General features: G+C 63.8%; 13 protein-coding genes. 8 read left to right on the top strand and 5 right to left on the bottom strand.

Annotated elements, in window-relative coordinates:
- Window positions 1–400 precede the first annotated feature (400 nt).
- Together AC58EF_RS16330 and AC58EF_RS16325 are read right to left on the bottom strand one after the other, a co-directional pair.
- The gene (locus tag AC58EF_RS16330; RefSeq protein ID WP_497277425.1) at window positions 401–1,093 is read right to left on the bottom strand and encodes an anti-sigma factor; all 693 of its coding nucleotides are present in this window, start codon (window positions 1,091–1,093) and stop codon (window positions 401–403) included.
- Window positions 1,090–1,533: an RNA polymerase sigma factor gene (locus AC58EF_RS16325; protein ID WP_497277424.1), complete on the bottom strand. Its 444-nt coding sequence runs from the start codon at window positions 1,531–1,533 to the stop codon at window positions 1,090–1,092. Before AC58EF_RS16325 ends, AC58EF_RS16330 begins: the two co-directional genes overlap by 4 nt.
- A gap of 136 nt (window positions 1,534–1,669) precedes the next feature.
- Between AC58EF_RS16325 and AC58EF_RS16320 the strand changes: the two genes are divergently transcribed.
- From AC58EF_RS16320 to AC58EF_RS16310, 3 genes are all read left to right on the top strand, one after another.
- The gene (locus AC58EF_RS16320; RefSeq protein WP_497277423.1) at window positions 1,670–2,899 is read left to right on the top strand and encodes a S8 family serine peptidase; all 1,230 of its coding nucleotides are present in this window, start codon (window positions 1,670–1,672) and stop codon (window positions 2,897–2,899) included.
- 83 nt (window positions 2,900–2,982) lie between these two features.
- Window positions 2,983–3,621, top strand: a complete 639-nt coding sequence (locus tag AC58EF_RS16315; RefSeq protein WP_497277422.1) for a hypothetical protein — start codon at window positions 2,983–2,985, stop codon at window positions 3,619–3,621.
- Between the two features lie 127 nt (window positions 3,622–3,748).
- Window positions 3,749–4,495, top strand: coding sequence for a hypothetical protein (locus AC58EF_RS16310; protein WP_497277421.1), 747 nt, complete (start codon window positions 3,749–3,751; stop codon window positions 4,493–4,495).
- A gap of 43 nt (window positions 4,496–4,538) precedes the next feature.
- Here the strand turns inward: AC58EF_RS16310 and AC58EF_RS16305 are convergent, their stop codons facing one another.
- Both AC58EF_RS16305 and AC58EF_RS16300 read right to left on the bottom strand, forming a co-directional pair.
- A complete protein-coding gene (locus AC58EF_RS16305) occupies window positions 4,539–5,651 on the bottom strand; it encodes a CobW family GTP-binding protein (RefSeq protein WP_497277420.1) in 1,113 nt (370 codons plus the stop codon).
- Window positions 5,648–6,052 carry a MerC domain-containing protein gene (locus tag AC58EF_RS16300; protein WP_497277419.1) on the bottom strand — a complete coding sequence of 135 codons (405 nt, stop codon included), beginning with the start codon at window positions 6,050–6,052 and terminating at the stop codon, window positions 5,648–5,650. Before AC58EF_RS16300 ends, AC58EF_RS16305 begins: the two co-directional genes overlap by 4 nt.
- A gap of 84 nt (window positions 6,053–6,136) precedes the next feature.
- Between AC58EF_RS16300 and AC58EF_RS16295 the strand changes: the two genes are divergently transcribed.
- From AC58EF_RS16295 to AC58EF_RS16275, 5 genes are all read left to right on the top strand, one after another.
- Window positions 6,137–7,360: a GTP-binding protein gene (locus AC58EF_RS16295; protein WP_497277418.1), complete on the top strand. Its 1,224-nt coding sequence runs from the start codon at window positions 6,137–6,139 to the stop codon at window positions 7,358–7,360.
- A complete protein-coding gene (locus AC58EF_RS16290) occupies window positions 7,357–7,953 on the top strand; it encodes a DUF1826 domain-containing protein (protein ID WP_497277417.1) in 597 nt (198 codons plus the stop codon). The genes AC58EF_RS16295 and AC58EF_RS16290 overlap by 4 nt, the downstream gene beginning before the upstream one ends.
- A 73-nt stretch (window positions 7,954–8,026) precedes the next feature.
- Window positions 8,027–10,081, top strand: coding sequence for a S46 family peptidase (locus tag AC58EF_RS16285; RefSeq protein ID WP_497277416.1), 2,055 nt, complete (start codon window positions 8,027–8,029; stop codon window positions 10,079–10,081).
- Between the two features lies 1 nt (window position 10,082).
- Entirely contained in the window at window positions 10,083–10,907 is an 825-nt protein-coding gene (locus AC58EF_RS16280; protein WP_497277415.1) for a class I SAM-dependent methyltransferase, read from the top strand.
- A gap of 32 nt (window positions 10,908–10,939) precedes the next feature.
- Window positions 10,940–12,871, top strand: coding sequence for a CocE/NonD family hydrolase (locus tag AC58EF_RS16275; protein WP_497277414.1), 1,932 nt, complete (start codon window positions 10,940–10,942; stop codon window positions 12,869–12,871).
- A gap of 48 nt (window positions 12,872–12,919) precedes the next feature.
- Here the strand turns inward: AC58EF_RS16275 and AC58EF_RS16270 are convergent, their stop codons facing one another.
- Window positions 12,920–14,317: an alkaline phosphatase PhoX gene (locus tag AC58EF_RS16270; protein ID WP_497277413.1), complete on the bottom strand. Its 1,398-nt coding sequence runs from the start codon at window positions 14,315–14,317 to the stop codon at window positions 12,920–12,922.
- Window positions 14,318–14,322: the final 5 nt, after the last annotated feature.

The following is a 14,322-nucleotide window of genomic DNA, read 5'->3' as shown; positions in this document are numbered from 1 at the left end:
GGGAAAGACCTGACCAGTGTGCGAATGGCAATGACGCGGATAGCGAAGGGGTAATCATATAGCAGCAGCCGACCAATTCAGGCCACTCCTGTGCGACCGTTGGAATGTCCGCTGGCGCCGGAACCCGCCCTTTGCTCTTTAGAAAGATGCCGGTCAACGGACGCAAGCTTGCCGATGAGGCGCTTTATCGGCGGCCAAGCCTCAAAGTCCCGTTCACAACCGGAACACGCGCAACGCCGTGGTGAACAATCGCGTGTTCGATCCTGGCGTCTGACTGATCGGAAAGCCCTACAGCGTCGAGCAGCTTTCCGTTGAAGTACGCGCAATCCTGACGGGTGATCTCACTGCCGGGCCGATCAGCCCCTGCCGCACTTAGGGGTCGCAGGAACCAAGCCAATAATTATTCCCTCCAGCCCTGCCGCCGAGCCTTTCGTTCGCCCTCGGCATCCAACGCTGCCCCTCGAGCGAGATCCTGGATCGCGGCGAGCACTTCGGCCTCGGCGCTGCCGGCTTGGCGGTATTCACTCGCTTGCGCTTTGTCGCCGCCGAAGACCTTGCCCAGCTGCCAGCCGCGGTCGTCGCGGCAGGCCACACCCGACTGTGCTTCGCTGGAGAACCCACGGCAAAAGCGACCTTTCTTATCCCGGAAGCTCAGCAGGATGCGGACCGGCGCCTGCGCCTGCTGTGTGGCGACGAGCTGACTGTCGAGCGCAGTGGCGATGTCGCCCTCAGCATATTCGCGGACCCCGCTCTGGCTGATGCCGTAACCGACGAGCGCGACGACGAGCGAAGCTGCCAGCGCCGGGCCGAACCAAGTGAAGGGCGGCGCCGGGGGCCTAACCCGCTTGCGTGCGGCCTCGGCGAAATCGACCACTTCGGCCCCGCCTCTGACCGCGCGAACCAGGCGTTCAGGCACCGGCGCTTCGGCGACCGGCGCGAAATGGGCCGAAAGACGCGCCCTAAGCGCGCGGTGAGCATCGACCTGAGCCTGCAGCTCGGGATCGGCCGCCACCGCCGCTTCGACCTCACTTAGCGATCCTCCTTCCAGCTCACCATCGGCATAGGCGGCGATCTGCTCCTTCGACGGGTTCATGCCGCTTCTCCCAGCAGTGCCATCAGCGCATCGCGCCCACGCACCAGGCGCGAATTCAGAGTGCCGACCGGGCAGCCGACGATCTCGGCAGCCTCCTTGTAGGAATAGCCTTCGACCATCACGAGAAGGACAGCCTCGCGTTGTTCATCGGGCAGCTTCGCCAGTGCCCGGTCGACATCGTTCAGTTCCGCGCTCGCCTCCTGGCCGCCGCTGGCGCCCACGCTCAAGCCTTCATCCGCACCGAGGAAGGTCTGCATCCTTCGCGTGCTTGCCCGGCCTTCGTCGATCCAGATATTGCGCATGATCCGATACATCCAGCTATCGAGCCGGGTGCCCGCCTGCCACTGTGCGCGGCTGCGGAGCGCCCGTTCGATGGTCATCTGGCAAAGATCGTCGGCCTCGGGCAGGTTGCGGGCAAGGCTCGAGGCGAAGCGCCGCATGCGCGGCAGCAGCGCCAGAAGCGCATCCTCGAATATCTCAGCCCTTGGTCTCGACAGTGTCTTGGCCTTTCATGGATGAAACGACGTGGTCCGCCCGTTTAATCCATGCTTCATGATAAAAGGCGTCAAAGGAATCATGCAAACCCGATTATCCAGGTTCGTGCTCCTGGCGACGCTCACCGCGGCGCCTGTGACCGCGCAACTCGGCCTTCCGCCGATGGGGCCAGCGGTAGGCGGCGTGCTCGACCGGGCGGGCGGTATGCTCGATCCGATCCAGGGCGCCGTCGGCGAAGTCACCCGCAGCGCTACCCGTCTCGCCGACGCCCGCCTCTCGCGGCTGGGCGACCTCGTGCGGCGCAACCGCGAGGTGCTGGAGCTGGACGCCGCCGGCGATCCCGCCCGGCGCGGCGAGTTGCTGCTGACCGGCGCCAGCGAGGCCGAGGTCGCCCGGGCCGAGGCGGCAGGCTTTGCGGTGCTGGGCCGCGAGCGGCTAGATACGCTCGACATCGCGTTGGTTCGCCTGAGCGTGCCCGCGCAGCAGTCGCTCGGCCAGGCTGAAGCGGCGCTGAAGAAGCTGCTGCCCGGCGCGGTTGTCTCGGCCGATACGCTGCACTTCCAGTCGGGCACGGCGGCGGCGACCAGCGCCGCCGCCGCCACGGGCGCGGCGGCGACCATCGACCAGCCCGTCGGCATGATCGACGGCGCCCCCGGCCCGGCGATCCCGGTCGCCGCCATGCGCGGTTTCGCCGAGGGCGCGCCGACGCCCAGCCACCACGGCAGCGCAATCGCGTCATTGCTGAGGTCAGCGGGCGTGCGGCGGATCGCCGTGGCCGACGTCTACGGCACTGACGCGGCGGGCGGCAATGCGCTGGCCGTGGCGCGCGGGCTCGATTGGCTGGTCGGCCAGCAGGCCTGCCGAGTGATCTCGATCAGCCTGGTCGGACCGAACAACCCCTTGGTTGCCCGCGCGCTCGCGGCGGCACAGCGGCGCGGCGTCCATATCGTCGCGGCAGTGGGCAACGACGGGCCGGCGGCACCGGCGTCCTATCCGGCTTCCTACCCTGGCGTCATCGCCGTGACCGCGGTCGACGGCCGCGGCCGCGCGCTGATCGAGGCCGGCCGCGCGGCCCATCTCGACTATGCGGCGCCGGGCGCCGACATTTTCGCGGCCAATGCCGGCGGCAAATGGGGCAAAGTGCGCGGCACTTCCTACGCTGTGCCCCTTGTCGCCGCCCGCGCGGCCACCGCGCTGAATCGCGGCGTCATTCCGACGCTCGACCGCGAGGCCGTGGACCTCGGTCGCAAGGGCGCCGATCCGATCTTCGGCCGCGGCCTGCTCTGCCGCGACTGCGCGCGCAGAAAATAGACGGATTAAATCGCAAGGCTCCCTCGTTCCTCGATGGAGAGACGGCGAACGCCTCTCGCCAGACAAGAGGAAGGACTTCAGCCATGCGCAAGATCATCGCAGCTTCGGCGGCCCTGCTGCTTTCGACCACGGCTCACGCCCAGATCCTGGGCGGCGGCGGCTTGAATGGCGGCATCGGCGGTTCCATCGGCGGCACGCTTGACTCCGTCCGCTCGGGCACCAGTGGCACCCTGCGTGGCGCTTCGTCGAGCACCGGCAGCCAGAGCGTCGACCGCAAGAGCGGCCGTGTGAAGGCCGACCGCAGCGTCAGCGCCAACGGCGGCGGCGACGTGACCAGTTCAGTCACCAGCCCGGTCAATTCGCTGACCTCCAGCGTTTCGGGCAGCGGCAGCGCGACCGGGTCTGGCAGCGCCGATGCGCAGCTCATTGGCACCAACGCTGTCCGCGGCACCGCCCAGGCGGCACGCGGCACTGTGCTGGGCGCCACGTCGGGCGCGGTCGAGCGCGCGCGCGGCAATGCGCAGAGCCAAGGCAAGGGCCTGATCTCGGGCGCTTCCGGCCTGCTCGGCGGCTCGTTGACCGGATCGGGCAGCTCTGCCGGCTCGGGCTCGGCAGGTGGCGTCAGCGAGCCTCTTATGACATGGTCAACGCGACGCTCGCCTATCGTCTCGAACTGGGCGGCAAGCGCAGCGCCGAACTGTTCGTGCGCGGCACCAATCTGACAAACGAGCTGGCGTATAACCATACGTCTTTCATCAAGACCTTCTCTCCGCTGCGCGGCCGAAATTTCGTGTTCGGCCTGCGGGGAGCGTTCTGAGCAGGACGGAAGGAACAGCGCGGCGACCGTCCGTGCTGTTCCGCCATATCGAGGTGCTTCAGGGTGATCGGCCCTGGGGCGCCTTTCTCGACGCAGGGAAGGGCACCAATTCAATCGGCTGGGTGTCGGGCCTTGCGACCGACCGCTGGGTCGCCGTCACCGGCGCGACGGGTCACGCCGTTCAGGTGCGTGACGCGTCGGATCGCGTTCGGCGACCGCAGGACAGGATTATCGTCGGCAACTGGGCAGACCCGACGCTGCTGGACGGAGAATGTTTCGATACCATTCTCGCCGACTATCTGATCGGGGCCATCGAGGGCTTCGCACCCTATTTTCAGGAAAGGATGTTCGCCCGCTTGCGAACACTGGCGCGCGGGCGGCTATATCTGATCGGCCTCGAACCCTATGTCGCTGAGAGAGCGGAGACGCCCAATGGCCAGATCCTGTGCGACATCGGGCGCTGGCGCGACGCCGTGCTGCTGCACGCGGGCGAGCGGCCCTATCGCGAATTTCCGATGGAATGGGTGCTGGAACAGATGACGGCGTCGGGTTTCCGCGTCGTCAACGCGCATCGGTTCCCCATCCGTTACCAGCGCCGGTTCGTGAACAGCCAGATCGACATGTGTGCGTCGCGGCTTTCCAGGCTTGAGGATCGGGCGCTGGCTGTAGCGCTCCGCGCGCACGGCGAAGCGTTGCGACAGGAAGCTTTGGCCTTCATCGCACGCGAAGGCGGGCTGCGCCATGGCTTCGACTATGTGGTAACGGCCGAGACAGGCTGAGACGTTCTCGACACCTGCTGTAGTAGGGGTGGCGCAGGCACCGTCATGTCGGTGCGCGATCGTTAAGCAGGTCCTCGACGAAGCCTGCAAGGCCGTAGCGCCGGATGCCACTGGTCAAGAGGGTCAGCGTGTCGCGCAGTTCCTGCGCGCTGATGTCGCGAGTTATCATCACCAATCGCGTCCGTCGGTCGTCGGACGGCCAACGGTCCAGCACCACAGGGGGATGAAAGATGTGCTGGACACCGTGAACGACGACGGGCCTGTCCTCCCCTGCCAGATTGACGATACCCTTCACTCTCAGGATATCGGGGCCCTTGAACATGGTGAGGATGTCGAGCCAGCGTTCGAACCCTTCTGCATCCAGCGGTTCATCGAACGTGAGGCAGGTCGCGTGGATATGGTCGTCATGCCGGTTCACATCATGATGGTCATGACCGTGCGCATGGTCATGTTTCCTGGTTTCATAGGCTTCGGCTTTGAGCCAGCGCTGGACGTCATGGCTTCTGGTCATCGGATCATAAAGACCCGAGTCGAATATTATGGTGGGTTCGACCCTGCCCTGCGTTACCGGAATGATAGGCGCCGCCGGGTTGATCCTGCCCAATCGGGATTCCAGTATGGCCCGCTCGTCCGGGGACGCGAGATCGGTCTTCGTCAGCAGGATATGATCGGCCATGGCTGCCTGCTTCACAGCCTCTTCCTGCGCGTCGAGCGTCGCCATGCCTGTCGCCGCGTCCACCGTCGCGATAACCCCGTCGAGCCGGTATAGGCTGGTCAGTTGGTCGTCGGTCATCAACGTATGCAGGATTGGAGCGGGGTCGGCGAGGCCCGTTGTTTCAATAACGACCCGGTCAAACCAGCATTTACCGGCACGTGCGAATCGCCAGGGCGCGTCACGCAGCGTGCGGAGCAGATCGCCGCGGATCGTGCAGCACAGGCATCCGCCCATCATCTCGACCACCAGATCATCGGCCGACCGCACGATCAGGTCATGGTCAAGACTGACCGCACCAAATTCGTTGATGACGACCAGCGCCCGACTCATCTCGCTCGCCTGCACGAGCTGGTTGAGCAGTGTCGTCTTGCCGCTACCCAGAAAGCCGGTGAGGACCGAGACGGGGATGAGTGACTGAGGACCGGTGAGGACGCCGCTCATGCGCCTGCTTTCCAGCTTTGGCCTGCAAGGCGCAACCTCCGCCAATTCAGTGCATGACCGATCGCCAGCAGAAGCACGCCAGGGATGGTAAGCGCCGTTTCCATCCGTTGCGATGACGTCGCTAACGCACCGATTGCCATCAGCGCAAGGCCCGGCAGGGCAATGAGCAGAGGGCTGGCAGCCCGATGACGTCGATAACCGGCGGACAACGCCAGCAGGCTGACCGGCGTGGCGAAGACAAGCGCCCAGACGTGGAAGGATTCCGGTACGACCAAAAAGGCCGCAAGCGCGGGCAACAGCATGATCAGCAGCGGCAAGGCCAGGCAATGCATAAGGCAAATGAAGGATGCGCCGATCGTCAGCCCGTCAAAGAGCTGCTGCCTGGGTGACAAGACTTTCATGACATTCTCCAACCACGCTGGACAGGCGAGGCACAGCTCTATATCAGAGATGATATACCGTAACATAAAAATCAAGGGTTGAATATGGCATCCGCTGACAATCGGCTCCCGGTCACCGTGCTTTCGGGCTTTCTGGGCGCGGGCAAGACGACTACGCTCAATCACATTCTCGCCAATCGAGAGGGGCGGCGCGTAGCGGTGATCGTCAACGACATGTCGGAAGTGAATATCGACGCCGATCTCGTGCGCGGCGGCGACGCGGCGCTGGCGCGCAGTGAGGAGAGCCTGGTCGAGATGACCAATGGCTGCATCTGCTGCACCTTGCGCGACGACCTGTTGAACGAAGTGCGCGCTCTTGCAGAGGCAGGGCGCTTCGATAGTCTGGTGATCGAGAGCACGGGCATTTCAGAGCCTCTGCCGGTGGCGACGACCTTTTCCTTCCGCGATGAGGAAGGCAATTGCCTGGGCGACGTCGCCCGGCTCGACACGATGGTCACGGTCGTCGACGCGCTTAATCTCCTGACCGATTATTCGAGCCAGGATTTCCTGGCCGATCGTGGTGAAAGCCTGGGGGAAGACGATACACGCAGTCTGGTTGGCTTGCTGGTCGAACAGATCGAGTTTGCCGATGTCGTCGTCATCAACAAGGCGAGCGCTGTGTCGTCCGATCAACTGGCTATCGTCAAGAAGTTGGTCGCATCGCTCAATGCCGATGCGCGCATCATCACCTGCGATCACGGCAAGGCGCCGCTCGATGCGATGCTCGACACCGGACTATTCGACGAAGAGAAGGCCGCGCAGCATCCGCTCTGGGCCAAGGAGCTTTACGGCTATGCCAGCCACCAGCCCGAGACTGAGGAATATGGAATCGAGAGCTTTGTCTATCGCGCGCGCCAGCCTTTCGATCCAGCGAAGCTCCATGCCTTTCTGACCGATGGCGGGCTCGACAATGTCGTGCGCGCCAAGGGACATTTCTGGCTGGCGACGCGGCCTGACTGGGTCGGCGAACTGGCCGTCGCCGGCGCGCAGACGACCACGGCGCGGATGGGCCGCTGGTGGGCCTCGATCCCCAAGAACCACTGGCCCGACGATGATCGCTTCGAGCGCTTCGTGTCGCAGCATTGGGACGGGACTTGGGGCGACCGGCGGCAGGAACTGGTATTCATCGGCATTGGCATGGACGAAGCCCGCATCCGCGCCCGGCTCGACGCCAGCCTCTTGCCGATCAAGCGCTTGACGCCGGAGATGTGGACCAGCCTTCACGATCCCTTCCCAAGCTGGGAGCCGCAGATGGAGGCGGCGGAATGACCGTGCTGGCAACGTGCAGCGATGCGGTTGTGACGGACATCGACGCCAATATTCTTGCGCGAATCTGGGAGCCGGACGTGCATCTGGCGCTCTGGCGCCGATCGCTACCCTACAGTCTTGCACAGCTATCGTCGCTCTATTGGGACCAGATCGACGATATCGATGAACCGATGTCGCGCGACAGGCTGGTGGCTGACCTCCCTGCCCTCCTTGAGGCAGCAGGCTATGATGGCATGGTACAGGCTCTAATATGCGAGTTAACGCCATTATGTGAGCGCTTTGCCGGCATCATGGATTGCGCCGAAATCAGGCTACGTCTCGAAGTGGTCGAGACTGATGCATGTCGGAAATTTCATGCCGACAATGTATCCGCACGCTTGCTGATGCCGTTGGTGGGTCCTGGCACCCAATGGATTCATGCCGGGGGTGATGAAAATATTCATCAGTTGCAGCCGGGTGAAGTTGGACTGTTCAAGGGCTGGAGATGGACCGAGACTCCGCGCATTCTCCACCGATCGCCGCCCGTCGCGGCGACCAGTGAAACCCGCCTGCTCTTCGCGCTCAATCCTGTCGAACGGAACGAAGGCGCCTGACAGCCTTTTCTCCCGATCCTCGCTGACAAATGCCCAATATTACATGACCAAGTTTTAGTCCGGAGACAGGTGCATGATGTTCCTTCAAACCCTGGCGCGGTCTTCCGCCATTCTTTCGCTCGCGATAATCGCTGCTGGTCCTGCCGCTGCGGAGGAAGGCATGTGGACCTTCGACGCATTTCCTGCAAAATCATTGCGGGATCGCTATGGCTGGGCACCCGATCAGGCGTGGCTGGACCATGTCCGCAAATCAGCGGTTCGACTGACCGGCGGCTGCTCGGCAAGCTTCGTATCGAGCGCGGGACTGATCCTCACCAATCACCATTGCGTCGCGAGTTGCCTGTTCGACAACAGCACGGCTCAAGCGGATTTGCTGGACAAGGGTTTCATCGCAGCCCGACGCGAGGATGAAAAGCTTTGCCCGGGCCAGCAGGCGGAAATCGTGACTGCCATCGCCGATGTCACCGGAACCGTGCAGAATGCCTATAAGGGCATGACGGGCGAGGCACTGACCCGCGCCCGCGACGCAGCTATCGCGAAGGTGGAGGTTGATGGCTGCCCTGACCGCAAGACGACGCGATGTCAGGTCGTGACCCTGTTCGGCGGTGGGCAGTATAAGCTTTACATCTATCGCAAATATTCCGACGTGCGGCTGGTATGGGCGCCGGAAGACCGGGCAGCGACCTTCGGCGGCGATCCCGACAACTTTAACTTTCCCCGCTATTCGCTCGATGCCAGTTTCCTGCGCGCCTATGAGGACGGGAAGCCGGTCAGTCCGTCCGACCATCTCACGTGGAGCCCGCGCGCGCCCAAGCAGGATGAACTGACCTTCGTCGTCGGCAATCCGGGATCGACGGCGCGGCTGTGGACGCAGAGTCAGTTCGCCTTCGAGCGCGAAGTGCGCCTGCCGATCACGGTGGCCGTCCTGTCCGAACTGCGCGGGCGGCTGATCGCCGCCATGGAAACCAGCCCGGAAAAGCAGCGGGAAGGGCTCGACATGCTGAACGGCATCGAAAATTCGCTCAAAGTCTATATAGGCCGGACGAAGGCCCTGAACGATCCCGATTTTACCGGCAGGCTTGCAAAGGCGGAAGCGGACCTCCGCCAGCGCAGCGGAGGCAACGCCGCTATCGGCGACCCATGGGCGGATGTGAGCGCGGCCGTGCAGTCCTATCGCACGCTCTACCTCCCCTACCGCTTCATTACGCCGTCGAGCGATCTATACGGCTATGCCGAAGCTCTGGTGATGGCGGCGAAGGAAAAGGCAAAACCCAATAGCGAGCGCCTGCCCGGCTACACCGACAGCGCGCTGCCGCTGCTGGAAAAGCAGATATTGGACAAGCGACCGCTCTATCCCTGGCTGGAAAAGCTGCAACTTTCCTGGAGCCTGTCCAAAGCGCGGGAGTATCTGGGCGTGGACGATGCGGACACGCAGTTGCTGCTCGGCAAGGAAAGTCCCGAACAACTGGCCGAGCGGCTGATATCGCAGACGCGCCTGGCCGATCCCGACTATCGCCGTCAACTGTGGGAAGGCGGATTGAAGGCGATCGAAGCGTCGAACGATCCGCTCATCCAATATGGCCTGAAGCTCGAACCGCGTCAGCGAGCCCTTAAACGGCAGGTGGACGAAAATTATCAGGGGCCGTTGACCGTGGCCGGCGGCAAGCTCGCCGAGGCGCGTTTCGCGGCCTATGGCGACGCGCTCTATCCCGACGCGACCTTCACCCTGCGCATCAGCTATGGCCAGGTGAAAGGCTGGACCGAACGCGGAAAACCCGTGCCCTATTCCACGACCATCGGGGGCACATTCGACCGCGCGACCGGTAGCGCACCGTTCGACCTGCCGACCGCCTTTGCCACACACCGTAAGGACATCGATCCCGCCACGACCTATGATTTCGTAACCACCAACGACATCATCGGCGGCAATTCCGGCAGTCCCGTCATCGATCGCAGCGGCGCGGTGATCGGCGCGGCCTTTGATGGCAACATCCATTCGCTGGGCGGCAATTACGGCTATGATCCGTCGCTCAACCGGACCGTGGTCGTGTCGACCGACGCGGTGCAGGAAGCGTTGGAAAAACTCTACCTAGCTCCATGGCTGGTCGCCGAACTCCAGGCGCGCTGACGTGACGCAACCCATTCAGACCGCCGCCTACTGGGACGAAACGGCGGATGCCTATGTCATGAGCGCGGAACCGTTCACGGCGCAATTCTGCCGCGATGCCGTGGCGCTGGCCGATATAGATCCGGGCATGTCCCTGCTCGATATCGCGACGGGTCCCGGAGCGCTGGCGCTCACCGCAGCGGCAGCTGGCGCCCAAGTGACCGCCATCGATTTTTCGGCAGCGATGATCGATCGTCTCGCCGCCCGGTCTGACGGGCTTGCCATCAAGGCCCGTCAGATGAACGGTCAGGCGCTCAATCTGCCGTCAGACTCGTTCGACCGCGTCTGCTCGGTCTTCGGAGTGCCGCTTTTCCCCGATTGGCGCGCTGGCCTCTCCGAAATGGCGCGCGTGCTGCGTCCCGGCGGCCTCGCCGTCCTTGGCGTGGCGGCAAACCCTTATGGTTTTGGCCCCAACCAGCTGTTTGCGCAGGCGCGGCTGACACTATGGCCGGGCATCGCGATCGACATGGATATTCCCGGCATGATGGCGCTGTATGACGGTGATCGCATCATCGCCGCGCTCGAAGCAGCGGGACTGACGCATGTCGTGCTGCACAGCCGAACCCATGACATCTTTCTCCCAGCCGACATATTGTCCAACGGCAGCGCGATGATCGGTTCAAACCCGCTGATAGCCGGACTGAGCGATGGCGAGCGCCGCGCCGTCATCGCGCAGGCGGAAACCATGCTGGATCAATGGCGCGAGGGCGATATCATCCGCATGCCGGGGACGGCGCATCTGGCGGTCGCGACCAAAATGGCCAGCACAGGGCTTGAAGCTGCCTAGCGCAATAGGTGGCACCGGGAGGAAAGTAAGAGATGATCGATAACAAAAGCTTTGGGGGTTCCTTCCGGCACCGGTTGGCCAGCGCGCTATGCCTGTCCTTTTGCGGATGGGGACTGGCGGGTGTCGCCGCGCCGACGCAGCACGCGCCTCTCACCGACACGATGATGAACGAGCAGGTCAAGGCCTATGACTGGGTCCGCCCGCAGGCCGATTATGTGCGCAGGGTGGTGATGATCCCGATGCGCGACGGAAAGAAGCTCTATACCGTCATCGTGCATCGCAAGGGCGTGACGGATGCGCCGATCCTGCTGAGCCGCACGCCCTATAATGCCGACAAATCGACCAGCCGCAATCGCAGCCAGAAGATCGAGGAAATCCTGCCCGTCATGGACGCGGAGTTCGTCAATGACGGCTATATCCGCGTTTATCAGGACGTGCGTGGCCTTGACGGGTCGGAAGGCGACTATGTCATGAACCGCCCGCTGCGTGGGGCCCTTAATCCGACCAAGGTCGACCATGCCACCGACGCCTATGACACGATCGACTGGCTGGTGAAAAATGTGAAGGAGAGCAACGGGAGGGTCGGCATCACAGGCTCGTCCTATCTCGGCTTCACCTCCCTTATGGCGCTGATCGACCCGCATCCGGCGCTCAAGGCCGCGGTGCCGCAAAGCCCGATGGTCGACGGATGGATGGGCGACGACTGGTTCCATAACGGCGCGTTCCGCACCTTCGGCTTCGACTATGACCTGGGCCAGACGGTGAAGAAGGGCGGCGGGGCGGTGCCCAAGGGCACGGGGGACGAATATAGCGCCTATCTGGAGGCGGGATCGGCGGTCGACTATGCCCGCGCATACGGCCTGCTGGACCTGCCGGTGGTGCGCAAGGTGCTGGAGCATCCCAGCTATGATGCATGGTGGCAGGGGCAGGCCGTCGACAAGCTGCTGGAGAAGCGAAAACTGACCGTTCCGACCATGCTGGTCGTCGGCCAGTGGGACCAGGAGGACAGCTATGGCGCCCCGGCTGTCTATCAGGCGCTCGAAAAGCAGGACAGCGCCAATGACATGGTCAGCCTCGTCATTGGGCCGTGGCGCCATTCCCAGGTCAATTATGAGGCACGCACGCTCGGGCCATTGCAATGGGAAGGCGACACCGGGCTTCAGTTCCGCACGCGTTATATGAAGCCGTTTCTCGACTGCCACCTCAAAACCAGCCCGCCGCCCTGCTCCACGCCGCCGGTGCTGACCTATGCGACCGGCGAGGACCGGTGGGAGGTCTCGCAGCAATGGCCGGCCGGTGCCTATACCCCGCTCTATCTCGGCACCAATTTCGGCCTGTCCTGGAGCAAGCCGCAGGCGGGCAGCGACAGCTATGTCTCCGACCCCGCCAAGCCCGTGCCGATGCTCCCCCGCCCGATCCACATGCAAGGCGACGAATGGCGCACCTGGCTGGTGCACGACCAGCGCTTCGTCGACGGCCGGCCCGATGTGCTGAGCTACACGACCGGCCTGCTCGACAAGCCGGTGCATATCAAGGGCGCGCCCAGGGTGGACCTTCGCGCGGCGACCTCCGGCCGCGACAGCGACTTCGTGGTGAAGCTGATCGACGTCTATCCGCAGGAGGAGTCAGCCAATCCCGCCATGGCCGGCTATCAGCTCGGTATCGGCATCGAGATTTTCCGTGGCCGCTATGTCCACGGCTTCTCCACCCCCGCGCCGCTGGAACCGGGCAAGACCTACGCCTTCCAGTGGTCGCTGCCCAATGTCGACCATGTGTTTCTGCCGGGGCATAAGATCATGGTGCAGGTGCAGTCGAGCCTGTTCCCGCTCTATGACCGCAATCCGCAAAGTTGGGTGAACTCGATCATGGAGGCCAGGCCCCAAGACTATGTGAAGGCGACCGAGACGATCCACCGGGGCGGCGACGCGGCCAGCGCCGTCTGGCTTCCAATCGTTCAAAAATAGCACATCGAATGGCCGGTCGAGGCGGTTCCAGGTCGGGGATGAACAATTTCAGCCCGCTACATTCCGCCAGGGGCCGGTTATCGCCAGGGTCTTTGCAGGGCTATACGCGTTGACATAGAGTGTACGATCATCGGGAGAGAAGCAGGCGCCGGCAAGTTCGGTCTGCGTTTTGAGCGCGCCTAAGACGTAAGTGGCCCCTGCCGGTGTCACGCCGATGAGGCGATTGGCGACGACGTCAGTATATTGATCTTCGCAAACGACCAGATGGCCCGTCGGCGCGACCGTCAGATTGTCGCCGAAGTCGAGCATCGCCTTGGCACGAGATTCGACGAAGAGTTGGAGCCGGTCTGCGGACCATCCGGCCTGCGGCGGGCCGGGCCGTAGACGCATTATCTGGCCGAGCTTGGCAGCGCCGCCGGAGGTGCAGCAGAAGAACAACTCGCCCTCGCCCCAATGGATGCCTTCGCCGCGCGCGAAACGCAGCGCCCCGGCGCGATTACCGCGAAGACGCAGGTCGTCCTCAGGTGCGTCCGTGCCGTCAAGGTCGATCCAGCGAACGGGCAGCCATTCACCCCGGGACATGTCCGCCCCGTTCCAGTTGCGGCTGTCGGTGCGGGCGGTATCGAGCAATGCCAGCGCCTGGAGCCTGCCGCCCTTGGCCAATCGCCCGCGTTCTTCGGGGAGGAAGCGATAGAGCAGCCCATCGTCCCGATCCTCGGTGAGATAGACGATACCGGTGCGCGGATCGACGGCGGCGGCCTCGTGGTTAAAGCGGCCCATGGCGCGGATCGGTTGCGGGTCGACCACTCCGCGCGCGGCGGCCGGCACTTCAAATATCCAGCCATGATCCTGCCGAACGCCGTTGCCCGCCCGCGTCACATCTTCCTCGCAGCTCAGCCAGCTGCCCCATGGCGTCGTTCCGCCTGCGCAGTTGCGAATCGTGCCTGCAAGGCTTAAATGCTGGGAGACTATCCGCCCGCTTGCATCGTCAAGGATGATCGTCGTCGTACCGCCGGGAAGAGCGCGCCCATCGGGCAGCCAGTCGAATGCAGGGAAATCGGCATTCCGGCCGCTCAGCGCGCCGTCGTCGATCTTGTCGACCGGCAGTTCGTGATTGCGCACTAGCGCGTGCCGACCGCCGGGTAGCGCGAAACAGCCCATCCCGTCCGCCCGGTCGGGCACGAAAAGGCCATCGCTCATCCTGTCGCCGAACTGGGATATGACACGGTAGGAAAAGCCCGCTGGCAGATCGATCAGGCCCGCCGGGTCGGCGATGGTCGGGCCATAGCCCGGCGTCGGAAGCGCGGCGCTCGCCAGCATGGCGGACCGCTCAGCGCAACCGGCGACCGCCAGCCCGCTGAGCGCCGCCGCCATATGGGCGGCGAAACGTCGGCGATCCACCTGCGCAGATGCTGTCAGCGGTCGCTCCATCCCATCTCTGCTCACGTCGT

Source organism: Sphingobium sp. WR1, from assembly GCF_059693745.1.
The sequence above is the reverse complement of the archived record's forward strand: the minus strand, read 5'-3'. Positions and strand labels throughout refer to the sequence as shown.